The organism is Aquabacterium sp. (genome assembly GCF_016234775.1).
Lineage (GTDB): Bacteria > Pseudomonadota > Gammaproteobacteria > Burkholderiales > Burkholderiaceae_C > Aquabacterium.
Genome location: NZ_JACRAH010000046.1, coordinates 1 through 25,876, shown reverse-complemented (window position 1 = coordinate 25,876; position 25,876 = coordinate 1). Strand labels below are relative to the sequence as shown.

The window sequence follows — 25,876 nt, the reverse complement described above, 5'->3', positions numbered from 1 at the left end:
TCGCCATGCGCCGCACACAGCCCTCCCCTCGCCGCCACTGGCTCACCCAAGCCGCTCGCCTGACCCTTGCCACGGGCATGGCGGCCGGCCTGCTGCTGGGCACCAGCGGCTGCGGTTTCAAGCTGCGTCGCGGCCATGACATGGCCTTCAAGACCATCCAGCTCACCGGCTTTGTGGGCACCTCCCCCATGGCCGCCGAACTGGCCCGCGCGCTGGAAGCGTCGGGGGTCGACGTGGTCGATAGCACGCTGGAAGCCACCCGTGCAGCCTCATCGGTCAATGTGCCCAACAGCCACGTCGTGCTGGAGGCCCTGGTGGACAAGCGAGATATGGCCGTCTCCACCACCACCGCTTATGGCCAGATCCGGGACATGACGGCGCGCAACACGCTGCGCTTCCAGGTCAAACGCGGTGATGGCAGCATATTGCTTCCCGCCTCAGACGTGGCACTGGCCCGCGACATGACCTACAACGAAAAGGATGCGCTGGCCAAGCAGGACGAATCCGCTGCCCTGCACAAGGCCATGCAATCCGACATCGTGGGTCAGGTGCTGCGCCGCCTGGCAGCCATCCGCCCTGATCAACTGGTGACGCCTGCAGAGCCCAGCTTGCCCTCGGTCGTTCACGCCCCGTCTGCACCGTCACCAGCAGAGCCCGCGGCATCCCGCTGACGCCCGCCCCCACCACAAAAACCCATGCAGATCCGACTGGACCAGCTCTCTGCCCATCTGCAAAAAGCAGGCGGTGCGCTCAAGCCTGTCTACACCCTGTATGGCGACGAGGCCTTGCTGGTGCAAGAAGGTGGCGACACCATCCGCCAGGCCGCACGCGCGGCCGGCTACACCGAGCGCCAGGTGCACACGGTCAGCGGCGCCTATTTCGACTGGTCCAGCCTGCTGGGTTCGGCCAGCGAGATGTCCCTGTTCGGCGACAAGCAGCTCATCGAGATCCGCATCCCATCGGGCAAGCCCGGCAAGGATGGCTCGCAAGCCCTGCAGCAGTATTGCGAAATGGCCGCCGGCAATGACGGCGTGATCACCCTGGTCTCCCTGCCTCGCCTGGACAAGACCCAGCAAAGCAGCGCCTGGTTCACGGCGCTCGATGGCATCGGCGCCACCTTGCGCTGTGACCCGATCGAGCGCCAGCAACTGCCACTGTGGATTGCACAACGGCTGTCCGCACAGGGGCAGCAGGTCGAGCCCGGCGAGGCCGGTCAGCGCACCCTGGCGTTCTTCGCTGATCGCGTGGAAGGCAATCTGCTGGCCGCCCACCAGGAAATCGTCAAGCTCGGTTTGCTGCACCCGCCGGGCACGCTCACCATCGAGCAGATCGAAGAGGCCGTGGTCGACGTGGCGCGCTTCAACGTCTTCAAGCTCAGTGAAGCGGTGCTCTCAGGCCAGGTGGAACGCACCCTGCGCATGATCGATGGCCTGGAGGCTGAAGGCGAAGCCGCCGTGCTGGTGCACTGGGCCCTGGCCGAAGACATCCTGGCCCTGCACCGCGCCAAGACCGCACTGGAAGGCGGCAAGCCTCTGCCCATGGTCTTGCGTGAACAGCGCGTGTGGGGCCCGCGCGAGCGGCTGTTCGAGCGCATCCTGCCGCGCGCCAAGGCCGCCATGCTGGCGCGCCTGGTGACCAATGCCAGCACGGTGGACGGCATCGTCAAGGGCCTGCGTCACCCGCAATGGCCCGAAGACCCGTGGGAGGCGTTGCGGCGCCTGGCCTTGCAGCTGGCCAAGGTCGCTGCCTAGCCCAACCCAGCCTCAGAGCCGGGCCAGCGCCTGCGCAAAGTCAGCCTGCAGATCCGCCAGATCCTCGATGCCGATGGACAGCCTGATCAGGCCCTCGGCCATGCCCATCTCGGCGCGCCTGGCCGGCCCCATCTCCCAGAAGATCGTGTGGGCCACAGGAATGGCCAGCGTGCGGTTGTCGGACAGATGGCTCGACAGGATGACCAGCTTGAGCGCATCCAGGAACGCCAGCGGGTCCAGTCCTTCGCGCAGCTCGATGCTCATCAGGCTGCCAAAACGCCCCTTGAACAAGGCTGCCGCACGTTCATGCTGAGCGTGCGTGGGCAGGCCAGGGTAGTGCACCATGGCCACCTGGGGCTGGGCGCTCAACCACTGCGCCAGCTGCAGTGCGTTGCTGCACGTTCGATCCAGCCGCAAGGCCAGTGTCTCGGCCCCCACGGCCAGACGATGGGCATCTTCGGCCCGCAACGTGGCCCCCATGTCGCGCAAGCCTTTCTTGCGGATCTGGGTCATGCCCCAGCCCTTGGGGTCACCCTTGCGATACGGCTCGGCGATGTGGGGGTAGGTGGCCCAGTCGAACAGGCCCGTGTCCACCACCGCACCGCCCAGGGCATGGCCGTGGCCGCCTATGCCCTTGGTCAAGGAGTGCACCACCAGGCCGGCCTGCACATCCCGGCCCTGCAGCAGCACCGGCGTGGTCATGGTGTTGTCCACCACATAGAGCAGGCCCAGGCGGGCGCACAGGGCGCCGATCCCGGCCAGATCAGCCACCTGGGTGCGCGGGTTGGCAATCGTCTCGACGAACACCATGCGGGTTTCGGGCCGACAAGCGCTTTCAACCTCGGCCACCTCCGTCGCATCCACCAGGCTGACCGTCACACCCAAGCCCTGCAAGGTCTGCAAGAGGCTGTTGGTGTTGCCAAAGAGAAAGCGGCTGCTGACCACGTGATCGCCCGCCTTGAGCAGGCTCAGGAACAGCGCACTGATGGCGGCCATGCCGGTTGAAAACACCGCGGCCGAGCGCGCCGCCTCCATCATCACCAGCTTGGCTTCCAGCGCCGCGCCCGTGGGGTTGCCCTGGCGCGAATACACGTAGCCCGGTGCCGCCCCCTGAAAGACATCGATCAGCGCCTGCGCTGTCGGATAGCCGTAAGTCGCGGCGGTATGCAGCGGTTTGTGTACCGCACCATGCTCGACACCGGCGAGGCGGTCAGCGTGCAGCAGTCTGGTGGTCAAGCCCTGGCTCATGGCGCCCTCTTCCCTCTTGGTTGATGCCGGTTAGATGCCGGCCTGCCATGCTAAGCCCTGCGCCACTGAAGCCCCCCCTGACTTGGGGCCTGTTTGCGCTGGTAAGCCCCCACGCTGGGATTTGGCGCGAATTGTTATATTTCATCGAGATGCGTTGTACGAAGCTCGATTTCCGGGCCTCTCATCCGAGCTGGAAGCTGTTGTGGCCGCCCCTGACCTGATCCCCCTGAATCGATCCGAGCACATGTACTGGGCAGCCGAAGGCTATCTCGGCCCCATCAACATCCCCTTCATCCTGCGCTTCGATGCACCGGTCGAACTGGCGCTGATCCGCCAGACCATGCGCGAACTGGCCACGGCCTTCCCCCGCATGCGCGGCGTGATCGAACCCACCGGGCTGAGCTACGCCCTGCGCCTCCTGTCTGACGAAGCCCAGATCAACATCCTGTTTGACGATGCCTTTCAGGTGGTCCAGGGTGTGGATGCCACCTCGCGTGAGGCCCTGCAGACCTTGCACACCCAGCTGATCAACCAGCCGATCTGCATGGAGCGTGGTCTGCCTTGGGTTGCCCGGTTCATCCCCCATCCCACGCAACCTGCGCTGCTGTTTTCGATCAACCACATCATCGGTGACGGCCGCTCCATGGTGCAGATGGTGTGCGCCATCATGGCCCGCCTCAGCGGCCAGGCCATGCCGGCCTGCCAGATCGACAACCCCACGATGCTGCCCGCCGTGATGCCGCAAAAGTGGTGGCAGTGGCCCGGCAACATCGCGCGCTGGTGGCGCAACAGCCGGGCCGACAAGCAGGCCGCAAGCGGCCACCAGATCGTCACGCTCAACCGCAAGCAAAGCCCGCGCTACACCACCACCGGCATCGTCTATCACGACATCCCCTGCCCGGCCGACACGATGAAGGCCCTGGCCAAAGCGCACGGCACCACCGTCAATACCTTGCTGACCGCCCTCGTGGGCAACACCTTCCTGGCCCTGGCCGAGAAGAACCCCAAAGCCATGGCGGCCATCCGCATCTCGGTGGACTTGCGTCGCTACTACCCCGAAGGCAAGGCGCCCGAGTTCGGCAACTTCGTGCATTCCTTCACGGTCCTGGCGCGCCAGCAAGCCACGCTGGACGCGCAGATCCAGTCTCTGGAAAACCAGGTCAAAACCCATCTGGCCCGCTACGAGACCCGAGACTACGCCCTGCCTTTGCTGTTTTACGAGCTGCTGCCCTTGCTGGGGCGTACGCTGTTCAGCTACCTGATCTACAGGAGCAAGGTCAAAGGCACGCTGCCCACCTTGAGCTGCCACCTCAGCAACCTGGGCGCCTGCGAGTTCATCAACCCCAAGAACGCCCGCGTCCGATTGCATGAGCTGTGGCCCACCACGCTCAGCACGGTGTTCCTGATCGGTGCGGTCATCCTCAACGGCAAACAGTTCCTGTGCCTGTCCCATCAGAATGACGAGATCCCGCGTGAGGCCGTAGATGCCTTCCGCGCCGAATTTGACCGGCAGATCCTGCAGGTCATGAGCGAATCTCAAGCCGCGTGAAGTCCCACACGAAATAGGGTGTTTTTGCACCCCTCATGGGCAGGCAGTACCCTTCATCCCCGCGCCAAGATAGCCGATAGACAGAGGTCAAGAAAAAAAATGACCCACGCACCTAGAGGCTGTATATGGAACGGATCGACACACAACAACCGAGCAAAAAGGCGATTCCGGCCATCTGTGAAGCCGACGTTCAAACGGTGAAAGACGACAGCACCATTGGCACCTCCGCCATCAACTGGCTGAGCACGGCCATGGCCATCTGGATGCGTGACGATGACGCACCTAAACGCAAGCACGCCACCGACACTGGCTTGAACGCCGCCGTTCGCTGATTCCCGAGGCCGCCCCCAGCCCCTCATGCTGCCAGCGATCTTCAACCCGCAAAAGCTCCAGACACGGATCGTGGCCGTGTACCTGGGCCTGTTGCTGGTCGTCCAGGCCGCCACGTACTGGTTCATTCAGGACAGCATTGACCACAACGCCCGAGCGTCCATCCGCACGGAGTTGAGCACCGGGGAGCGTGTGTTCTTGCGCCTGCTCAGCCAGAACAACGCCAATCTGGATCAAGCCACGCGTGTGCTGTCGGCCGACTATGGCTTTCGCTCGGCCATCGCCAGTGGTGACCAGGAAACCGTGCAATCGGCCCTGGCCAACAACAGCGAGCGCATCCACGCCAATCTGGCACTGTTCACCGACACCGAATTCCAGCTCAAGGCCAGTACCACCCCCGATGCCTCGCACTTCCTGGCTGCCGTGCGGCGCTACGCGGGCCAGTTGCAGGCCGGTGGCGCCCCGCAATACCAGATCGAAGTGATCGACGGCTTACCCTACCAGATCGTGGCCGTGCCTGTTCGTGCGCCCGCCACCATCGGTTGGGTCGGCATGGGCTTCAAGATCGACCGGGGTCTGCTGCAGGACATGAGCAACCTCTCAGGGATGGAAGTGGCCCTGATGCTGCGCGAAAACACCGGTGACTGGCGCGTGGCGGTGGCCTCCATGGACACCAGCAAATGGCTGGCAGTGGCCAGCGCCTGGGAAAAGCCCATCAACAACGGCGACACCCAGGGCGTGGCCATGCGCGTCACCGGCACCGAATACAGCGCCCTGCCGGTGATGCTGCCGGGCGCCCCCGGCCAATCGCCCACCACCGCCTTGCTCATGCGTTCGGTGGACAAGGCGCTGGAGCCCTTCAACCAACTCAAATTCACGCTGCTGATGCTCAATGCGGTGGGCTTGGTGGTATTCGGACTGGGCAGCTTCGTCACAGCCCGCCGCATCACCACCCCCTTGCGCGTGCTGTCCACCTCAGCCCGCCGCCTGGAGCGCGGCGACTATGGCGCTGAAGTCCGTGACACCTTCAAAGGCGAAATCGGCGAGCTGGCTCAGTCCTTTGAGACCATGCGGCAGGCCATCCAGGCGCGTGAAGGTGAGATCCGCCGCCTGGCCTATCAGGATGCCCTGACCGACCTGCCCAACCGCGAGCAGTTCCGCCACGACCTGCGTCAGGCCATCCAGAAAGCGCACGACGATGGTGTGCCCTGCGCGGTGTTGCTGCTGGACATGGACCGCTTCAAACACGTCAATGACGTGCTGGGCCACCGATTTGGCGATCGCCTGCTGCGGGCCGTGGCCGAGCGCCTGCGCAACGATGCCCTGACCGAGCGAGACGTGCTCGCGCGCCTGAGCGGCGACGAGTTCGCCGTCCTGCTGCAAGGCACCGATGCCAAATCGGCCTACCCCGTGGCACAGCGCATCATGTCGGCCTTCGAGCGCCCCATCACCCTGGACGACCACACGGTGGACCTGGGCGCGGGCATTGGCGTGGCCAGCAGCCCCGAACACGGCCTGGATGCCGACACCTTGCTCAGCCGCGCCGAAGTGGCGATGTATGCCGCCAAGCAGCAGCAATCCGGCACGGTCACCTATCACCCCGGCCTGGACTCGACCAGCGAAGAATCGCTGACCATGCTCAGCGAGTTGCGCTCGGCCGTGGACCAGGACCAACTGCGCCTGTACCTCCAGCCCAAAATCAACCTGCGCACGGGCGAAGTGCTGGGCGCCGAGGCCCTGGTGCGCTGGGAGCATCCTGTGCGCGGCATGGTGCCGCCCATGCGCTTCATCCCCTTTGCCGAGCAGACCGGCTTCGTGCGCGTGCTGACCATGTGGATGATCGAGCAGGTGGCCCAGATGAGCCACTCGCTCACCGAACAAGGCCTTCGCATGAAGCTGGCCGTCAACCTGTCCACACGCGATCTGATGGACCAGGAGCTGCCCTTCAAACTCGAACAGGTGCTGGCTCGCTACGAGGTGGATCCGACCCTGCTGGTGCTGGAGATCACCGAAAGCGCCATCATGGACGACCCCCAGCGCGCCCTGCAGACGCTCAACCGCCTGCACGCGATGGGCCTGAAGCTGTCCATCGACGACTTCGGCACGGGCTACTCATCCCTGGCCTACCTCAAGCGCCTGCCGGTTGACGAGCTCAAGATCGACAAGTCCTTCGTGATGAACATGGAGAGCGATCTGCAGGATGCCAAGATCGTGCGCTCCACCGTGGACCTGGCCCACAACCTGGGCCTGAGCGTGGTGGCCGAAGGCGTGGAAAGCGCCAAATCCTGGAAGCTGCTGGCCAGCTTGTCATGCGACGAGGTGCAAGGCTTCTTCATCGCCAAACCCATGCCCGGCGCGCAGTTCGCCAACTGGGTGCGGCAGTGGACGCCGCCTGACACCACGCACGAGATGCTGCCCACCGAGTTCGCGGACATCATGTGATGCTCGTCGGCCACGGTCACAACGATCTGGCCAGCACCTCAAACGCGTCAATCTGATCAGCAGGCAAGTTGAGCAAAGCCGCGCCGGGCACTTGCCCGCGCTCCGCCTGGTGCTGCTGCACCTCGATCAGCCGCTGGGCGTCACCCAGGCGCGGCAATACCGGCCCCGCAAACATCACCTGCCCCTGCCAGGCCACCAGCAAGGTCGGGAAGGTTTCGACATCCACATCGCCCACAAAATCGGCTTCGTCCTCGATGTCGATCCAGCGATAACGATGCTGCGGCAAGGCTTGCTGCAACTCGGCAAAGGTGGCCTCGTACTCGCGGCAGGTGCCGCACCAGGCGGCGCACAGGCAGACGACGTCAAGAACAAGGGGTGGGGTAGCCATGCGGTGATTGTGTCAGAGCCCGCGCTCAGGCTCCGTTGATGCGGATCCAGGTAGTCTTCAACTCGGTGTACTTGTCCAGCGCATGCAGAGACTTGTCGCGCCCGTTGCCCGACTGTTTGAAGCCGCCGAAAGGCACGGTGATGTCGTCTTCATCGTATTGATTGACGTGCACCGTGCCCGCCTTCAAGGCACGGGCCACGCGGTGGGCCCGGTCAATGTGCTGGCTCCACACGCTGGCCTGCAAGCCGTAGGGTGTGCCATTGGCCAGGCGGATGGCTTCGGCCTCGTCCTTGAAGCGGATCACGCTGAGCACCGGACCGAATATCTCTTCCTGCGCGATCTTCATGCCGTTGTCGACACGGTCAAACACCGTGGGCTGCACATAGAAGCCGCCGGTGTCCGCGAGAACGTGTGCGCCACCAGCCACACAGGCCGCACCTTGCTGCACGCCCGCCTCGATATGGCCCAGCACCGACCGCAACTGGCCTTCATCCACCAGCGCGCCCATCACCGTGGCAGGGTCCAGCGGGTCAGCGGGTTGATACGACGGCACCTGCGCCACGATGCGCGCCACGACCTCATCGGCGATCGACTCGTGCACCAGCAAACGCGATGGCGCATTGCAGGATTCGCCCTGGTTGAAGAACAAGGAACCGGCCACCGTATCGGCGGCGCGCTCAATGCTGTCGGTATCGTCAAACACGATGAAGGCCGACTTGCCGCCCAGCTCGTTGAACACGCGCTTGAGGTTGCTCTGACCCGCGTACTCAAGCATCTTGCGGCCCACACGCGTGGAGCCGGTGAAGCCCAGTGCGTCCACGTCCATGTGCAAGGCCAGCGCTTCGCCCGCCTCGTGCCCATAGCCTGGCACCACGTTGAACACACCTTCAGGCAGCCCGGCCTTGATCGCCAGTTCGGCCAGCTTCAAGGCCGTCAAGGGAGATTTTTCAGAGGGCTTGAGCACCACGCTGTTGCCGCACGCCAGCGCTGGCCCGAGCTTCCAGGCAGCCATCAGCATGGGGTAATTCCAGGGCACGATGGCCCCCACCACGCCGATGGGTTCACGCTGGATCAAGGCCAGGGCGGTGTGAGGCGTCGGAGCGATCTCGTCATACACCTTGTCGATGGCCTCGCCGAACCAGTTGATGCAGCGCGCCGCCAGCGGCACATCCACGCTGAGGCTGTATTGAATGGGCTTGCCCATGTCCAGCGTTTCCAGCAAGGCCAGTTCGTCCTTGTGCTGGATCATGAGCTCGGCAAACCGTTGCAGCACGCGTTTGCGCTCGGCTGGCGCCTGGCGTGCCCAGCGGCCGTCTTCGAAGGCCTGACGGGCCGAGGCCACGGCGGCATTCACATCGGCACGCTCGCCTCTTGCGATGACGCCCAAAAGGCGCCCATCAATCGGGGACAGGCAATCAAACGTGGCGCCGCTGAGCGCCTGCACACGCAGGCCGTTGATGAAAGCGCGACCGTCGATGCGGCGCTCTGCAATCAGCGCATCGGCGCGGTCTCGCCAGATGCGAGCCTGCGGGCTGGAAGGGGCAATCGCACTCATGACCGGTCTCCTGAAAACGCAAGGGCTTCACTTCGCCTTCATCCTGCCACATCTCGCGCTACCATGAGCCATGGGTAATTCAAGATGCGCCTGACCGTCTACACGGACTACACGCTGCGAGTGATGATGTTCCTGGCGATCCGGCATCGCACGGGTGAGCTCTCGCGCATCGATGACATCGCCCAGGCCTACAACATCTCGCGCAGCCACCTGACCAAGATCGTGCATGAGCTGGGTCACAGTGGTCTGGTCGATACGGTGCGGGGGCGCAGCGGCGGCATGCAACTGGCCAAACCGCCGTCGGCCATCACCATCGGCGAGATCGTGCGGCTGGCAGAAAAGGACTTCGCCGTCGTCGCCTGCCATGACCCGGACAGCCCCGACATCTGCACCATCCAGCCCGCCTGCAACCTGCAGCGCACCTTGCGCCGAGCGATGGAAGCCTTCATGCGCGAGCTTGATGCGCTCACCCTGGCGCAAGCCATCACGGCGCCGGTCGCGGCGGCGTCGTTGCTGGGCATCCCGGCGATGAGCAAGATCAGTGGGCCGCGCTCACGCAAGGCCGGCACGCCAGACTGATCCGGCCAGTGCCCGGCCGAGCAGGCCCATCAGCCCATCCTGGCCGCGTGCTGGAACAGCACATTGTTCTCCAGATGGATGTGCTGCATCAACTCCTCCCTGAAGGTGCGCAAACCCAGATACAGCGCCTGCCAAGTGTTGCAGGCACCTGCGGGCGGGGTCATGTCCTGGGTCAGCGCCTCCACCTTCGCGAGGTTCTCGCCATGGTGATCATGCTCTTCCAACATCACCTGGATGGGCCCTTGAGACACCAGGTATTGGCGCTCCTTGAGCAGCGGGAACAGGATGCTTTCCTCACGCTCCATGTGGCTGGCCAGTTCCGAGTTCATCTCGGACAGCAGGGCCGCCAACCCGGCCGGACACGCGGGATGATCGCGGTGCACAGCCTCCACCCGACGCGCCAGCCGCACCAGTTCCGGCAATTGCGCGCGATGACGCTCGTGGAAGTGCGACTGGATGTGGTCCACCAGTTCAGGCACGTCCGTTTCCAGCCATTGTCGAGGTGGCTGTTGAGCTTGCGCCACCAGTTGCGCTAGCCGATCGGCGATGAGGACGGCATCCAGCCCCTTCTTGGCTGCAGCTTCTTGCAAGGTGTGAGCGCCACCGCAGCAGAAGTCCAGCTTGTAGGCATGGAACACGTCTGTCGCGCCAGGCACCTCGCGCGCGATCTGACCGAGGGATTGCTGGATGAATGTCATGGTTTGCCTTCATGCTTAAAACATTCATTAACTATATATGTTTTAAGTGCTGGATGACCATTGCCGCGCGCAGATGATGGGCATCAACGCAAAAGCTGCGGCATCACGGAGGTCGTGACGGGGCATATTGCGACAGGCACTGGCAATCCAGGACGCCCCCCCCCGTGAAAAAGCCACCAAGGTCGGAGACAATCGCCCACGAAAAAAACTCAAGGGATGGGCCATGGACCGTACTCGACCACTTAAGCGCAAAACATACCTGCTCAACAGCCTTGTGGCCGCGAGCATCAGCCTCTTGACCGCCTGTGGCGGAGGCGGCTCTAATACGCCAAGCCCTGAGCCCCAGGCTGAGCCAAAATCGACTTCCGGCAACCCTTTCACGGTCGCTGAGACGCGCAGCGAGAACAGCGCTGGCAGCCTGGTCCAGCTGCAGATTGTGGATCTGCGCACCGGCGCGGTTGCTCGCCGTATCCCATTGACCACGGCCACCTTCCTTGGTGAATATCCTTCCCGCTCGTGGAATGTCATCTTTGGCGTCATGGTGGACAGCGACGGCGTGGGCTACACCGTGCAAGGCCCCAGCCAGCTGACGTACATTCAGGATGGCAAGGTCATGGCGCTGGACCTCAATGCCGACGCCCTGGGCACCCCCCGCCAACTGACCAACATCGCAGACGCCTGCACGATCAATCGCGATGAGGTTCACCTGAGCCCTGATGGGCGCCGTGCCTGGGTTCGTGTCACAACCCAGGGGCCCGACCGCAATTGCAGCAACCAGGCTGACAACCTCAGCGTGCTGGCCTCTCTTGACATGACGGCGACCGATCAAGCTGTGGCGTCAGGTTTGAACTCGGGTCGCGAGATCATCTCCAGTCTGAACGATGCGGCGGGGCTCGCCCAAGGGTTGCTGGTGATAGACAGGGATCGTGCTGCGCTGGCCGTCTACAGCAATGACCTCAAGACCAAGCTGTACAACGTGCCAGTTCCAGGCTTTGCCGTATCCGGTGGCGACGCCGCCCGCGAACTGATCGGCTCATCCGTCAAGGCGCGCAAGTCCTTGATTCAATTGGGTACCACGGTACGAATGGCTGACTGGAACGGGCAGACACTGACGCTGACGGCCCCCATCATCAACAATCTGCGCTCTGGCGCCGCCAACAGCGCCAAGCCCGTGACAACCAGGGACAACGATCGTTACTATCTGGGCGATGGCACGCAAGGCCATGCGATCAATACGTCCGGCCAGCTGCTGGCTACCTTCAGCTTTCCGCCAGAACGCGGCGACATCATTGAAGCCGCCATCACAGACCTGGGTGTGATCGTGAATCAGACGATTCGCAGCGGCACGGGTACTGGCCCGGGCACGGGTACCTCGACACCGACTGCAACCGTGGCGGCACAGTCAGCTCTGCTGCTGCCGGCCAGCGTCCCCACCCCGCCCATCGTCACGCCGGTCGCACCGCCTGCATCCACCTTGTGGTCTTTCAACAAAAATACCGGGACGTATTTCGAGCTGACCAACAGCAACAGCTCGGCCGAACTGGCCATTGAGTCCGTCTTCGGCAACACGGTTTACTTCAGCCGCCAGAGCTCACCTGGCAACAAGTACTGGCGAGACATCTACAAGGGTGATGCTCAGGGAGGGTTCGGCCCCTTCAACATGGCCTCAGGCGTCTATTTGCTCGACCACGTACGCGACCCCCATATCGTTGCGGCCACACATCAAGTCAAACAACTGTTGTGGTGCACCGCCGGCAACGCCACCCAGGGCTGCGCCAATGGCAATTTGTTCAGTTACGACACCAGCACCGATGCGCAGATCAACCTGGGCACGCTGACGCAAGCAAGTGATGTCGTTGCGTTCAACGCATTCGGACTGCACGAGAGCTGGAGCGGACGAAACAGCCTGATTCAAATGGGCGTGCTCAAGGCGCAAAACAGCTACAGCAACACGCTGTGGATGCTCAATCCCGGCACGGCGGCTTCGCTCAAGCTGGTCTCGACACAGCCCTGAACACCATTCGCGTACCGGCGTGCCCCACAGGTAGATGCCATCAACCTGTGGGGCATTCAGATGGGTCACAATAAACACCTCAGACCCCAATGAGGAGGACGCCATGCCGGTGATCGTGGTCGCCAATCCCAAGGGCGGCGTGGGCAAATCCACGCTGTCGAGCAACATCGCGGGCTACTTCGCTCGCCAGGGCCATGCCGTGATGCTGGGCGATGTCGATCGCCAGCAATCGTCGCGGCTATGGCTCAAGCTGCGCCCGGGCAACCTGCCCCACATCCAGAGCTGGGACATCAGCGAAGACCACATCGCCCGCCCGCCCAAAGGCACAACCCACATCGTGCTGGACACGCCGGCCGGACTGCATGGGCCAGGGTTGGAGGCCGTGATGAAACTGGCCGACAAGGTCATCGTGCCGTTGCAGGCCAGCGTGTTCGACATCTACGCCACGCAAGATTTCCTGGCCGAACTGGCCAGGCGCAAGAAAAGTGACAAGGCCGGCAAAGTGCAAATGGGCGTGGTGGGCAACCGCATCAAGGACCACACCAAGGCCACGGAACACCTCAAAGAGTTCCTTCAGACCCTGGACATACCTCTGCTGGGCCTGCTGCGCGACACGCAGAACTACGCCCACCTGGCTGCCCATGGGCTGAGCCTGTGGGATGTACCTGCTGCCAAGGTCGAAAAGGACCTGAATCAGTGGGCACCCGTGCTGGACTGGCTGCGACAGTAAGCCAGCCGCTCACTGCCCGTCCAGGGCGCGCCATTCGTGACAGACCAAACGATGGCGTCCGGTCGATTTGGCTTCGTATAAGGCCTCGTCGGCCGCATCGGTCAGACCTTGGGCTGTGGCGGAACCATGCGGCAGGCAATGCGACACGCCCACGCTGACCGTCACGTTCGCTGCGGTCGGCGAGTCTTCATGCGCCATGCCAGCAGCATCAACCTGCTCAATCACCCGCCGCGCCAGCTCAGTGGCTCCTGACGCATCCGTGTCGGGCAACAGGATCACGAACTCTTCGCCGCCGTAACGGGCAGCCACGTCACCAGGGCGACGCACCACAGACGCGATCGCCGCAGCCACCTCGGCCAGGCAACGATCCCCCGCCGGGTGACCATAGCGGTCATTGAAACGCTTGAAGTGATCGACATCGATCATGAGAAGGGCCAACGAAGTCCTGTTGCGGCGAGCGCGATCCCACTCCGCCCGCAAAGACTCATCAAACACGCGCCGGTTGGCCAGCCCGGTGAGCGCGTCCCTGCGGGCCATCTCGGCAAGTTCGGCGTTCAGGCGCTGCACCTCCTGGCGCTCCTGCTGAAGGCGCATGGACTGCAGGAACATCATGCGGTCCTTGTCTTCCCGCACCGCCACGACAAACAAAGCCACCGTCACGGTCAGCAGGTAGTGCCCCAAAAACAGCAGCCCATAGTGGATGTCGGATATCCACGGCAAAGCCAGAAAAGGCACCGCACCCACCAGGCTCCCACGGATGCCCGATCGAATGGACAACTGCAAGCCCAGCATGCCGATCAACAAGACCATCAGCGTGATGTAGACCTGGTTGACAGCCAGCACGGGGCTGTGCAGCAAAAAGCCCGTGGCCACCTTCACCGCCGTGATGAGCCCAAACACCCAGGGAATCCAGCGATCAAAGGAAAGGCGCCAGCGCACCTGATGTGCAGCCAGCAAGCCACCCATGAGCAGGCCGATGTCCAGCCCTTCCGACTTGAGCAACAGGCTTAAATCCGGCCCATGCAACTCGGCCGTGTAGAACACCAGCGTGAACGCCTGGAAGGCGATGAACCCGATGGGCAAAAGGGGTGACCACAGCCGCACCAGGCGACCGAACTCTTCCTGTCGCTTGCTGCGATAAGCCTGCTGCAGATGCTCGGGCACAGGCGCCAGCCAGGGCCGCTGTTGCAGCAACTGGTCTAGATCGCTCTGCGTGTCGGCCATAGGCTGCTCCTCAAGCCATCTCACCCGCGAACCTGACCGCGGCAGAAACCTCGGTCAGGTCGCGCGCCAATCAAAAGCTCACCACCACGGCGGTGCTCAGCAACTGGTTGTTCTTCTTGTAGTCACCAGACTTGGTGTCCAGGAACACCGGTCCGCTGGCCCAATCGTAACGGTACTCCAGTTTGAACACGGTGCTCAGGTTGAAGGCGTAGTTCATGCCCAGGGTCAAGGCGGAGCGATCGACGCCCTTGTTGGCGTTCGCCAAGGTCACACCGTCGTCCTGATAGGCCTGTGCGGGGCCGATACCGTTGTGATCGTCAGCGGTGGCGTAGGTCAGCAAACCACCGCCGTTCTTGCTGTTGAAGATGTGGTCGAAACGCACGATGCCTTCCAGGCGTGGCTCGAACTTGTAGGCGACCAGGCCGGACAAGCCACTCCAGTATGCGTCGCGCAGGTCCTCCGCTGTGGTGCCAGGAGAATAGATGGCCGCCTTTTTCTGACGCCCCCAGCTCAGTTGACCTTGAACGGTCCAATCGCCCCGGATGAAATAAGCATCAAACTCAAACAGATCCACGCGCGAATCACGCTGACTGACTACCGTACTGGAATCCATTGGATCGGACAACACGTTCTCCGTATTGTTGGCAGCTCGCCCATGCACCCCCGCGAACCCAAAGCCCTGGAACTCGCCCTTGGCATAGTCCACGCGATAAGCCAGTACCGGGGTCTTCTCGTTGGCGTTGCGCTTGCTCGCATTCATGTTCGCCACCACGCCCTTGACGATCCACTTGTCGCGGGTCAACTCCAGGCCTGCGCCGGTGTAGGCCGTGGGCAAGGTCAGATCGAACAACAGGTTGTGCGTGATGAGCTTGTTGAGCGTGGGCTGCAGGTATTCGTAGCCAGACCAGTCCGGAATGTGCCCAGCGATGAAGCGTGTCTGCAGATCGGTGAGTGGCACGGACACCGAGGCCTCATGCAGGATGGAGGCACTGCCTTCCGACACGGCCTGCGTGCTGCGCTGCGGTGACAACGTCAAGCGCCAGCGCGAGCCACCTTCGGTTTCCTTGACGAAGTCAATCGCCGCGGAGCCGATGTAGGAGTTGTCATAGGTGTAGCCGCCATCGCCCACCGAGTTCAGGAACTGGAAGCCCGCCCGATGCTGGCGCTGATTGAACACGAAGGTCGGGTCCATGTAGCCGCTGACCTTCAAGCCCTTGAAGCCGAGCATGTCGCGCGAATCTTCCAGCGCTTCGGTCTTCACGGCGATGCGGTTGAAGTCCTGCTGCTGCTCGGGTGTCATGCCCGCAGCAGCTGCTTGTACTGGCGCTTGAGCCTGCTTGCCGGCCTGCGCCTCGATCTTCTTTTCAAGCTCGTTCACACGAGCCTTCAAGGCGCGCAACTCGTTGAGCAGATCCTGGTTGGTGTCGGCCAGGGCCGGCGCAGGAAACGCGGCGCAGACGGCCAGTGCCACGGGCAGAAGGGACCAGGTCAGTTTGTGCTTCATCTTGCTGTGCTCCTTGTATCAAATACGATTTGCTTGTCTTGTATCTGCTGCCGCCATCGTTCGCATGCCACTCAGGCAGACCGGGCCGCTTGCGCCATGTCCTGCGAACGCCTGCGCTCGGCTCTGGCCAGCATGTAGCTGCCACCCACCACTGCGATGGATACGAACGCGATCACCACGGTGGCCACGGCGTTCACACTGGGATCCACACCCAGGCGTGCACGCGAGAAGATCACCAGCGGCAGGGTTGTCGAGCCCGGGCCGGACAAGAAGGCGGCCAGCACCACATCGTCCAGCGAGAGCGTGAAGGTCAGCAGCCAGGCCGAAGCCATGGACTGCGCGATCATGGGCAGCGTGATCAGGAAGAAGACCTGCAAGGGGCGCGCGCCCAGATCCTGCGCGGCCTCCTCCAGTTGCGGATTCAGATCCTGCAGGCGAGCCTGGATCACCACGGTGGCGTAAGCCATGCCCACCAGCAGATGCCCCAGCCAGATGGTCATCATGCCGCGCTCGGGATAACCCAGTGCACGCTGCATGGACACCAGCATCAACAACAGCGACAAGCCGATGATGACCTCGGGCATGACCAGTGGGGCGTTGATCATGCCCACCATCAAGGTACGCCCGCCAAAGCGCTTGAACTTGGCCAGCGCCCACGCCGCCAGCGTGCCCAGCACCACAGCCGCACTGGCAGACCAGAATGCGATCTTCAAGGACAGCCACAAGCCGCCCAGTATTTCTTCGTCGTGGGCCAGCTTGCCGAACCACTGCAAGGTGAAACCACCCCACACCGTCGGCAAGGGCGAATTGTTGAAGGAGTAGACCACCAGCGCCACGATGGGCAGGTAGAGGAAGGTGAAGCCCGCCGTGAGCCACGCCCTGGCAATCCATTGCCCGCGCCGCTGGTAGGCCGGGATCAAAGCCGGCTTGCTCATCGGTGCGCCTCCTGATCGGCCTGGGCCTTGTTGAACAGCGCCAGCGGCACCAGGATCAAGAGGATCATGACGACCGCCACGCTGGAGGCCATCGGCCAGTCGTTGTTGGCAAAGAACTCATCCCACAGCACACGGCCGATCATCAAGGTCTGCGGCCCGCCCAGCAACTCGGGGATCACGAACTCGCCCACGCAAGGGATGAAGACCAGCATGGACCCCGCAACGATGCCCGCGCGGGACAGCGGCACGGTGACCTTCCAGAACGCCACCCAGGCTGTCGCGCCCAGATCGGAGGCGGCCTCCAGCAAGCGCATGTCCATCTTGGACAGGTTGGCGTACAGAGGCAGGATCATGAAAGGCAAATAGGTGTAGACCATGCCCAGCACCAGCGAGAACGGGGTGTTCATGTACTGACCTGGCCCGGGGATCAGATCCAGCGCCATCAGCAAGCGGTCGACGTACAAGGCATCCAGCGCCGAAGCCACCCAGCCGCCTTCGGTCAGCAGGCCCTTCCAGGCGTACACGCGCAACAGGAAGGACGTCCAGAACGGCAGCATCACCATCATCAACAAGGCTGGTTGAACGGCCTTGGCTGCACGCGCCATGAAGTAGGCAAAGGGGTAACCGATCAACAGGCACAAGGCAGTCGTGATGCCGGCGTACTTCAGGCTGGCCAGGTAGGCCTTGAAGTAAAGATCATCCTGCGTGATGAACAGGTAGTTGCCGAGCTTGAAGCGCAACTGCAGGATGCCATCCGTCCAGGTGATCAGGTCCTCGAAGGCCACCGTCTCCATCTCGGACACGCTGATCTTCACCACGATCAGAAAGGGCAGCATGAAAAACAGCAGCAGCCACAGGTAAGGCACACCGATCACGGTGCGGCCGGACCAGGTCAGTTTTGGCTTGCTGATGGTGCCCATTGCCCGCCTTGCCTTATTGCGTCAGCACCACATGGGCGGAGGGCAGCCACCAGGCGTAGGCTTCATCGTCCCAGCTCAGGGTGTCATCGGGGTGGCGTTCGGTGTTGCTTTGCGTGACCTTGAGGATGGCCCCGCTGGGCAGTTGCAGGTGATAGAGCGTGTCACTGCCGAAATAGACCATGTCCTTCACCCGGCCCTTGACCTGATTGAAGGGCGCGGGCGCCATGTCGTCTTCCTGTGCAGGCGGCCTGCATGAGATGCGGATCTTCTCGGGCCGCAAAGCCACGGTGACGGGCATGCCCGTGTGGCCGGTGATGCCATGGCCCACATAGTGGCGCACGTCCGGGCAGGTGATCTCCACGTGCGCGGCCTCGTCCACCTCCAGCGTGCCGTCCATCAGATTGACATTGCCGATGAAGTCCGCCACGAAGCGGGTGGCAGGCGTTTCATAGATCTCGCGTGGCGTGCCCACCTGCAGGATGCGACCTTCGCTCATGACGCCGATGCGGCTGGCCATGGCCATGGCTTCTTCCTGGTCGTGCGTCACCATCACGCAGGTCACGCCCACGGATTCGATGATGTTGACCAGCTCGATCTGGGTTTCTTCACGCAGTTTCTTGTCCAGCGCACCAAGGGGCTCGTCCAGCAGGAGCAGCTTGGGCTGCTTGGCCAGGCTGCGCGCCAGGGCCACACGCTGCTGCTGCCCGCCCGACAACTGATGCGGCTTGCGGCGCGCAAACTTGCCCAGCTGCACCAGCTTGAGCATGGCGTCCACGCGTGAGGCCACCTGATCCTTGGGCAGGCCTTCACGGCGCAGCCCGAACGCGATGTTGTCCCACACACTGAGGTGCGGGAACAGCGCGTACGACTGGAACATCATGTTGATGGGCCGTTGATACGGCGCCAGTTGGGACTGGTCCTGCCCACCCAGCATGATGCGACCAGATGTGGGCAGATCAAAACCGCCCAGCATGCGCAACAGCGAGGTCTTGCCACAACCCGAAGGCCCGAGCAAGGCAAAGATCTCGCCCTGGTGGATGTCCAGCGAAATGCCATCGACCGCGCGGAACACGCTGCCATCCTGACCAGCGAAATCCTTGATCAGTTTGTCGATGCGCAGGAAGGCTTCAGCCTGGTCGCTACCGCTCATGCCTGTTCGCCCTCCGTTTGCTGGCCGTGGTGGCTTACAGGCCGGTCTTGAACGAGGTGTAGATGCGCGTCATCTGGCGACGGATGTCGTTGTTGAGCGCCTCAGGCTGAGCCATCTTCTTCATCTCGGCCTCGGGCGGGAACACCGCCGGGTCATTGGCGATTTCAGGCTTGACGAACTTGCGCGCGGCCAGATTGGGGTTGGCGTAGAACACCTTGTTGGTCAGCGCAGCATGCACCTCGGGGCGCATGATGTAGTTCATCCACAGGTGCGCATTCTCGGGGTGAGGCGCATCGGCCGGGATCACCATGGTGTCCATGAAGATCACGCCGCCCGTCTTGGGCGTCAGGGTCTTGATGTTCTGGCCCGTCTTGCCTTCGATCGCCCGGTTCTTGGCGATGTTGATGTCGCCCGAGTAGCCAAAGGCTGCGCAGATCGAGCCATTGGCCAGATCGTTGATGTAGCCGGTGGAGCTGAACAGCGTCACGTAAGGGCGAATGGCCTTGAGCACAGGTGGCACAGCCTGGTAGTCGGCGATGTTCTTGCTGTAGGCGGGGCGCCCCAGGTAATGCAGGGTGGCAGGCACCACTTCTGTCGCGGAATCCAGGAAGGACACGCCGCAAGACTTGAGCTTGCTGATGTACTCGGGCTTGAAGACCAGATCCCAGGCGTTGTCCGGCATGGGCAGGCCACCCAGGGCCGCCTTGACCTTGTCCACGTTGATGCCGACCGTGGTGTAGCCCCACATCCAGTTGACCATGAACTGGTTGCCCGGATCGAGGCGCGCCAGTTGAGCCATGATGCCCGGGTCGATGTTCTTCAGATTGGGCAGCTTGGATTTGTCCACCTTCTGCAGCAAACCGCCGTCGGCCTGCATCTTGGCCCAGTAGGACGAAGGCACGATGATGTCGTAACCCGTTTTACCGGCTACCAGCTTGGCGTGCACGATCTCGTTGGAGTCGAACACGTCATAGCGCACCTTGATGCCGTACTCCTTCTCGAAGTTGGCCACCGTGTCTGGTGCAATGTAGTTGGACCAGTTGTAGACGTTGAGCACCTTTTCTTCTTCGGCATGGGCGCTGCCCAAAGCCGTCAGCGCCAGCAGCGTGGCAGCGCACAGGGGTTTCAAAAAGGTCTTCACAGTCATCCTTGCGGTCATGGTGTCCAGCTCCTTGAAGTCGTTCGTATTGTCAATCCATCCGGGCGGGCTTGTGTGTCAAACCCAGCCCCTTTGTTGCAAATCAGCCCAGGTCAGGTCCAGGCAATGCCGGATCAAGGCCATCAGCTCGTCCACCTGGGCGCGCGTCATCACCAGGGGCGGCGCGATGATCATTCGATCGCCCACGGCCCGCATGATCAGCCCGTTGCCGAAGCAATGCCCCCGGCAGACCATGCCCACCGATTTATCCGACGTGAACGCTTCTGCAGGCTGATCACCCTGCGCTTTGCGCCGCACCAGCCGGATCGCGCCCATCAGGCCACAGGTTTCCGCCTCGCCCACCAGGGGGTGCGCCGCCAGCGCTGCAAATTGCGACGCAAGATACGGGCCGGTGTCATCGTGCACGCGCTGCACCAGGCCCTGCTCTTCGATCAGTTGCAGATTGGCCAGGGCCACCGCACAGGCCACCGGGTGCCCGCTGTAGGTATAGCCGTGGGCAAACTCCCCACCCTGCTCGATCAGCACCTTGGCCACGCGCTCGCCCACCATCACCCCGCCCAGCGGGATGTAGCCCGAGGTCACGCCCTTGGCAAAGGTGATCAGGTCAGGCTTGTAGCCAAAGCGCTCGCAACCAAACCAGTGGCCCGTGCGCCCGAAACCGCAAATCACCTCGTCGGACACCAGCAGGATGCCGTATTGATCGCAGATGCGCTGGATCTCGGGCCAGTAGGTCTCGGGCGGAATGATGACGCCACCCGCGCCCTGCACCGGTTCGCCAATGAAGGCGGCGATCTTGTCAGCGCCCACCTCCAGGATCTTGGCCTCCAGCCAGGAGGCGGCGCGCTTGCCGAAGTCGTCCTTGCTTTCGCCGGGCTGGCCGTGTTGCACGTAGTAAGGCTGGTCGATGTGGACGATGCCGGGGATGGGCAGGCCACCTTGGGCGTGCATGTCCGTCATGCCACCCAGCGAGGCGCCCGCCACGGTCGAGCCGTGATAGGCATTGAAGCGGCTGATGATGGTGTGACGGCCCGGTTGCCCCAGCAGATCCCAATAGCGGCGAACCAGACGCACGATGGTGTCGTTGCCCTCCGAGCCCGAGCCGCTGAAGAACACATGCTCGAACCCAGGCGGGCTGAGTTGCGACAGCTTGTGCGCCAGCGCGATGGCCGGCATGGTCGTGGTCTGAAAGAAGGAGTTGTAGAACGGCAGGGTCGTGAGCTGATCGGTGGCCGCATCGATCAAGGCCTTCTGGCCGTAACCCACGTTCACGCACCACAGGCCGCTCATGGCGTCGAACAGCTTGTGCCCCTCGCTGTCCCACAGGTAGATGTTGTCCGCCTTGGTGATGACGCGGGTGCCCTTGGCCGCCAGTGCCTTGAAGTCGGTGAAGGGGTGCAGGAAGTGGGCGGCGTCCAGCGCCTGCCATTCGGCCGTGCTGTGTTCGAAAGTGGGGCTCATGGTGGGGGTCCTTCTTATCGTTATGTCGGTATCTTGGTCAGGGGCAGGATCACACGTGAAGCAGCAGGTGCTCGCGCTCCCAAGGCGAGATCACCTTCATGAACTCGGCATGCTCGACTTCCTTGATCTCGGTATACACGGTGATGAAGTCCTGCCCCAGCACCTCGGCCAGATCGGCCTCGTCACGCAACAGGTTGACGGCTTCGCCCAGGCTGCGTGGCAACTGGTAATCGCCCAGATAGGCATCCCCCCGGCATTCAGGCGAAGGCTCGATCTGTTTGGTGATGCCCAGGTAGCCGCAGGCCAGCGTAGCGGCCATGGCCACGTAGGGGTTGGCATCCGAGCCCACCACACGGTTTTCGATGCGGCGCGCAGCCGGCGTGGCCACAGGTGAACGGATGCCCACCGTGCGGTTGTCTGTGCCCCACTGGATGTTGATGGGTGCGGCATTCGAGCGCACCAGGCGGCGGTAGCTGTTCACGTAGGGCGCGAACAAGGCCATGGCCGAGGGGATGTAGCGCTGCAGGCCACCAATGAACCAGTAGAAGGCCTTGGAGGGGCTGCCATCCGGGTTGCTGAAAATGTTCTGCCCCGTGGCCTTGTCCACCACGCTTTGGTGGATGTGCATGGCGCTGCCGGGCTCGTTGGCCATGGGCTTGGCCATGAAGGTGGCGTACATCTCGTGGCGCAGCGCCGCTTCACGGATCGTGCGCTTGAAGAAGAACACCTCATCGGCCAGGCCCAGCGGGTGGTCGTGGAAGAAGTTGATCTCCATCTGCCCCGCGCCCACTTCGTGGATCAGGGTGTCCACGTTGAGCTCCATCTTCTCGCAGTAGTCGTAAATGTCCTCGAACAGCGGGTCGAACTCATTGACGGCGTCGATCGAATAAGCCTGACGCGAGGTCTCGGCGCGGCCACTGCGGCCCTTCGGCGGCTTGAGCGGCATGTTGGGGTCCACGCTGCGTTCGATCAGGTAGAACTCCAGCTCGGGCGCCACCACGGGCGACCAACCCTGGTCGTCATACAACTGGCAGACCCGCTTGAGCACCGAGCGCGGCGCATACGGGATCAGCTTGCCTTCGCGGTCATAACAATCGTGGATGACCTGCGCCGTCGGGTCCGTGGCCCAGGGCACGATGCGCACGGTGGCCGGGTCGGGCTGCAGGTGCATGTCCCGATCGGTGGGCGTGATCACGTCGTAATACGGGCCGCTGGCCGGAAACTCGCCCGTCACCCCGATCGCCACGATGCCTTCGGGCAGGCGCATGCCGCGGTCTTCGGTGAACTTCTCGCGCGGCAGGATCTTGCCGCGCGCCACACCGGTCAGGTCAGGAACAAGACATTCGATCTCGGTGACACGCCGCTCGTTGAGCCATTGCTCCAGTTCGCTGAAGCTGCCGGGTAACTTGCTTTGCATGTCATCACCTAAGTTCTGTGTGGGACTGGGTTGAACTACCGTCTCTCGGGATGCTGCACGCGCTCGACATGATCTGACGCGGCGCCCGAGGGCGACAAGCGCGCAGACTGGTAAGCCGCACAGGCTGATCCGAAAGCCTTGAAGATGCGTTGGGAGACCGGATTGCCCGCGGCCTGCCACTCGGGGTGCCATTGCAGGCACAGATTGAAGCCGCCACGCACCGATTCGGTGTCGTCGGGCAAGGGGTGCCAGGAAAACGCTTCGACCACGCCATCAGGCGCCAGGGCCTCGATGCGCGCACCGTCGGCCAGGCGCTTGACGCCCTGCCCATGCAGGCTGTTGACCATGAATTCACCGCCCAGGATGACGGGCTCGGCCAGGCCCTGCAAGGCCTTGTCAAGCAAACCGCCGTGGATCAGCTTGACCGGATGGGCCAGGCCGTACTCCTCGTCGACCGGTTTGGTGCCATCGCCTCGATGGTCCATCAGCCCCGACTCGTCATGCACCGCCTGATACAGGGAGCCACCCAGCGCCACATTGACCTCCTGGAAGCCCCGGCAGATGCCCAGCAAGGGCATGCCACGCTGAAGCGCCAGCCGGATCATGGGCAAGGTCCAGGCGTCACGTTCGGGATCAAGGGGCAGGGATTCGTCGAGCACGTCCTCGCCAAAATGACTAGGGTGCACGTTGGAGGGCGAGCCGGTCAGCAAGATGCCGCTGGCGAGATCCAGCAAGGCTGGCAACTCATCGGCTTGTGCGGCGGGCACCACCAAGGGTACACAACCCGCCATGCGCACCGCATCGATGTACTTTTTGCCCGCGACATGGAAGGGATGACGCCCGAGGATGCGCTGACACGCGGGCACCAGCACAAGGGGCGGGTGAATCTGGTTTGCACTCATGATGCCACTCGCTGCAAACAGTGTGCCAAAGCCGTTACAACTGTCAACGGGGGGCGACGCGCGGTGTTGTCAAAGCCGTGAAATCGGGCCGGCGACAAGTACTTGCAGCCCCTAACATTTGCTTTCACATTGATGCCAGAATGCAGGCCCCCATGCGGGGGTGAGGGGCATCCGGCCAGAGTCTTTTGCGATAACTTCCCAGCCTCGGGTGACGTGTCTCTCCATGCCACGCGCCCTATAAAGAAAATTCTGGGATGGCAAGCATGATCGACCTCTCCGGCATCCAATCGGCATTGGCCGGTGCCGCGCACGCGCTCGCGGACAGCCTGCTGGGCGATCTGCTCAGCTTTGGGCCGAATCAGCACACCCGCCTGTTGCGCCTGCACACGCCCCTGGGTGGCGATGTGCTGCTGGCCGAACGCGCTCAGATCACCGAGGGCATCGGCCCACGTCAAACGCAAGCCGCTTTTTCTATCGACCTGCTGGCCCTGAGCACCAGGGCCGACCTTCAGCCCACCGACCTCATCGGGCAACCCGTGCTGCTGGAATTGCTCACGGCCCACAGCACCACGCAGTTGCGCCCCTTCCATGGCCATGTGCTGGCCTTCGAGCTGCTGGGCTCCGATGGCGGTTATGCCCGCTACCGCCTGCAGATCGGCGCCTGGCTGGATTTCCTGCGCCACCGGACCGATGCCTGGATCTTTCAGGATCAATCCGTCATCGACATCACGGAGCGCATCTTTGCCGACTACGCTGCCCAAGGCACCCTGCAGCCCACATGGCGCTGGGACCTGAAGGATGCGGCCGTCTACCCCAAGCTCAGCACCCTGAGCCAGCGCGCCGAGACGGATTTCGACTTCCTGCAACGTCTGTGGGCCGCCAACGGCCTGTTCTGCTGGTTCGAGCACACGGGGGATGCCGCCGATACGGTCACCTTGGGCAGCCACACCCTGGTGATCGCCGATCACAACGGCGCCTTCACTGCCAACGAGCAAAGCCGCATCCGCTTCACCCAGCCAGGCGCGGTGATGAAGGAAGACAGCATCACCCGCTGGCATGGCATCCGCCGCGTAGGCACCAGCAGCCTGCATACCGCCAGCTTCGATTACCGCTCTGTGAGCAACCACAGCGGCAGCGCGGATGTCGATGCCGGGCACGACCAGCCCATGCCGCTGGTCCATGCCGACCAACCTGGCGCCTACGCGTTCGAGACGCCTGAAGAAGCACAGCGCCTGGCCACCGTGTATCTGCAATCGCTCGAAGCCCGCCGCAAACAGTTTGAAGGGCGCGCCACCGTGCGCACCCTGGCGCCGGCCACGACCTTCACGCTGGCCGATCACAGTGAACACGATCTCGACATGCTGAACCTGGGTGGCGACGCCAGCCAGTTCGTCGTGCTCAACGTGGTGCACCGCGCCCGCAACAACATGAGCGCCGACGCCAAGGCCGGCCTGCAGCATCTGCTGGGCGATGCCGGTCATTTGCTCGGGGGCGAACATGCGCCGGGCCAAGGCCGAACAGCAGGCAATGCCAGCGCCGAGCCCCTGTACGAAGCCCGCTTCGACGCCCAGCGCGCTGCCATTCCCGTACGCCCTGCGCTGACGGACGACAAGGGCGCCCTGCTCCACCCCAAACCTACCGTGTGGGGCACGCAAACCGCGCTGGTCGTGGGCCTGGATGGCCCCATCCACACCGACCGCGACGGCCGCATCAAGGTGCAGTTCCACTGGCAACGCGGCGCAGGCAGCAGCCACAGGCTGGATCACACAGCAGGATGCAACGCCCCCGCGTCGGATGCTTCCGGCACCTGGGTGCGTGTGGCGCAAGATTGGGCCGGCGCCAACTGGGGTGGCGTGTTCACACCTCGCCTGGGCCAGGAAGTGGTCATCGCCTTCGTGGAGGGGGACATCGACCGCCCCGTGG

22 protein-coding genes are annotated in these 25,876 nt (G+C 63.1%); 9 read left to right on the top strand and 13 right to left on the bottom strand.

Going from position 1 to position 25,876, the window contains the following annotated elements:
- The first annotated feature begins 5 nt into the window (after positions 1-5).
- A complete protein-coding gene (gene lptE / locus HY836_RS14220; protein WP_290676964.1) occupies positions 6-671 on the top strand; it encodes an LPS assembly lipoprotein LptE in 666 nt (221 codons plus the stop codon).
- A gap of 24 nt (positions 672-695) precedes the next feature.
- Positions 696-1,751, top strand: a complete 1,056-nt coding sequence (gene holA / locus HY836_RS14215; RefSeq protein WP_290676961.1) for a DNA polymerase III subunit delta — start codon at positions 696-698, stop codon at positions 1,749-1,751.
- Positions 1,752-1,763: 12 nt separating this feature from the next.
- Here the strand turns inward: holA and HY836_RS14210 are convergent, their stop codons facing one another.
- A complete protein-coding gene (locus HY836_RS14210; protein ID WP_290676959.1) occupies positions 1,764-2,999 on the bottom strand; it encodes a cystathionine gamma-synthase family protein in 1,236 nt (411 codons plus the stop codon).
- 202 nt (positions 3,000-3,201) lie between these two features.
- On the opposite strand from HY836_RS14210, the gene HY836_RS14205 reads away from it, so the two are divergent.
- From HY836_RS14205 to HY836_RS14195, 3 genes are all read left to right on the top strand, one after another.
- On the top strand, positions 3,202-4,548 hold the full coding sequence (locus HY836_RS14205) for an acyltransferase (RefSeq protein WP_290676956.1): 1,347 nt from the start codon (positions 3,202-3,204) through the stop codon (positions 4,546-4,548).
- Positions 4,549-4,673: 125 nt separating this feature from the next.
- Positions 4,674-4,880, top strand: coding sequence for a hypothetical protein (locus HY836_RS14200; protein WP_290676953.1), 207 nt, complete (start codon positions 4,674-4,676; stop codon positions 4,878-4,880).
- 25 nt (positions 4,881-4,905) lie between these two features.
- Positions 4,906-7,320 (top strand): EAL domain-containing protein, encoded by a 2,415-nt coding sequence (locus tag HY836_RS14195; RefSeq protein WP_290676951.1) that lies wholly within the window; start codon positions 4,906-4,908, stop codon positions 7,318-7,320.
- 16 nt (positions 7,321-7,336) lie between these two features.
- Here the strand turns inward: HY836_RS14195 and HY836_RS14190 are convergent, their stop codons facing one another.
- Complete coding sequence (locus HY836_RS14190; protein WP_290676949.1) at positions 7,337-7,708, bottom strand: thioredoxin family protein; 372 nt, start codon at positions 7,706-7,708, stop codon at positions 7,337-7,339.
- 25 nt (positions 7,709-7,733) lie between these two features.
- On the bottom strand, positions 7,734-9,263 hold the full coding sequence (locus tag HY836_RS14185) for an aldehyde dehydrogenase (RefSeq protein WP_290676947.1): 1,530 nt from the start codon (positions 9,261-9,263) through the stop codon (positions 7,734-7,736).
- An 84-nt stretch (positions 9,264-9,347) separates the two neighbouring features.
- Here HY836_RS14185 and HY836_RS14180 point away from each other — a divergent pair, with 84 nt between their 5' ends.
- The gene (locus HY836_RS14180) at positions 9,348-9,842 is read left to right on the top strand and encodes an Rrf2 family transcriptional regulator (protein WP_290676944.1); all 495 of its coding nucleotides are present in this window, start codon (positions 9,348-9,350) and stop codon (positions 9,840-9,842) included.
- Positions 9,843-9,871: 29 nt separating this feature from the next.
- On the opposite strand, the gene ytfE is transcribed toward HY836_RS14180, so the two are convergent.
- Entirely contained in the window at positions 9,872-10,540 is a 669-nt protein-coding gene (gene ytfE / locus HY836_RS14175; protein ID WP_290676941.1) for an iron-sulfur cluster repair protein YtfE, read from the bottom strand.
- Between the two features lie 223 nt (positions 10,541-10,763).
- Here ytfE and HY836_RS14170 point away from each other — a divergent pair, with 223 nt between their 5' ends.
- Positions 10,764-12,554 (top strand): hypothetical protein, encoded by a 1,791-nt coding sequence (locus HY836_RS14170; protein WP_290676938.1) that lies wholly within the window; start codon positions 10,764-10,766, stop codon positions 12,552-12,554.
- A 103-nt stretch (positions 12,555-12,657) separates the two neighbouring features.
- Positions 12,658-13,284, top strand: coding sequence for a ParA family protein (locus HY836_RS14165; protein WP_290676935.1), 627 nt, complete (start codon positions 12,658-12,660; stop codon positions 13,282-13,284).
- 9 nt (positions 13,285-13,293) lie between these two features.
- Here the strand turns inward: HY836_RS14165 and HY836_RS14160 are convergent, their stop codons facing one another.
- The 9 genes from HY836_RS14160 to HY836_RS14120 form a co-directional block, all read right to left on the bottom strand.
- The gene (locus tag HY836_RS14160) at positions 13,294-14,508 is read right to left on the bottom strand and encodes a GGDEF domain-containing protein (protein WP_290676932.1); all 1,215 of its coding nucleotides are present in this window, start codon (positions 14,506-14,508) and stop codon (positions 13,294-13,296) included.
- A 70-nt stretch (positions 14,509-14,578) separates the two neighbouring features.
- On the bottom strand, positions 14,579-16,012 hold the full coding sequence (locus tag HY836_RS14155; protein WP_290676929.1) for a DUF3138 family protein: 1,434 nt from the start codon (positions 16,010-16,012) through the stop codon (positions 14,579-14,581).
- A gap of 71 nt (positions 16,013-16,083) precedes the next feature.
- A complete protein-coding gene (locus tag HY836_RS14150) occupies positions 16,084-16,947 on the bottom strand; it encodes an ABC transporter permease (protein WP_290676926.1) in 864 nt (287 codons plus the stop codon).
- Positions 16,944-17,867, bottom strand: a complete 924-nt coding sequence (locus tag HY836_RS14145; RefSeq protein WP_290676923.1) for an ABC transporter permease — start codon at positions 17,865-17,867, stop codon at positions 16,944-16,946. The genes HY836_RS14150 and HY836_RS14145 overlap by 4 nt, the downstream gene beginning before the upstream one ends.
- A 13-nt stretch (positions 17,868-17,880) precedes the next feature.
- Positions 17,881-19,017, bottom strand: a complete 1,137-nt coding sequence (locus tag HY836_RS14140; protein ID WP_290676920.1) for a polyamine ABC transporter ATP-binding protein — start codon at positions 19,015-19,017, stop codon at positions 17,881-17,883.
- Between the two features lie 34 nt (positions 19,018-19,051).
- Positions 19,052-20,176: a polyamine ABC transporter substrate-binding protein gene (locus HY836_RS14135; protein ID WP_290676917.1), complete on the bottom strand. Its 1,125-nt coding sequence runs from the start codon at positions 20,174-20,176 to the stop codon at positions 19,052-19,054.
- Between the two features lie 57 nt (positions 20,177-20,233).
- Complete coding sequence (locus HY836_RS14130; protein ID WP_290676914.1) at positions 20,234-21,634, bottom strand: aspartate aminotransferase family protein; 1,401 nt, start codon at positions 21,632-21,634, stop codon at positions 20,234-20,236.
- A gap of 49 nt (positions 21,635-21,683) precedes the next feature.
- Positions 21,684-23,051, bottom strand: a complete 1,368-nt coding sequence (locus tag HY836_RS14125) for a glutamine synthetase family protein (protein ID WP_290676911.1) — start codon at positions 23,049-23,051, stop codon at positions 21,684-21,686.
- Positions 23,052-23,086: 35 nt separating this feature from the next.
- Entirely contained in the window at positions 23,087-23,953 is an 867-nt protein-coding gene (locus HY836_RS14120; RefSeq protein ID WP_290676908.1) for a gamma-glutamyl-gamma-aminobutyrate hydrolase family protein, read from the bottom strand.
- A 263-nt stretch (positions 23,954-24,216) separates the two neighbouring features.
- Between HY836_RS14120 and HY836_RS14115 the strand changes: the two genes are divergently transcribed.
- Positions 24,217-25,876: type VI secretion system Vgr family protein (locus HY836_RS14115; protein WP_290676905.1), on the top strand; the 1,660-nt coding region annotated here is incomplete at its 3' end.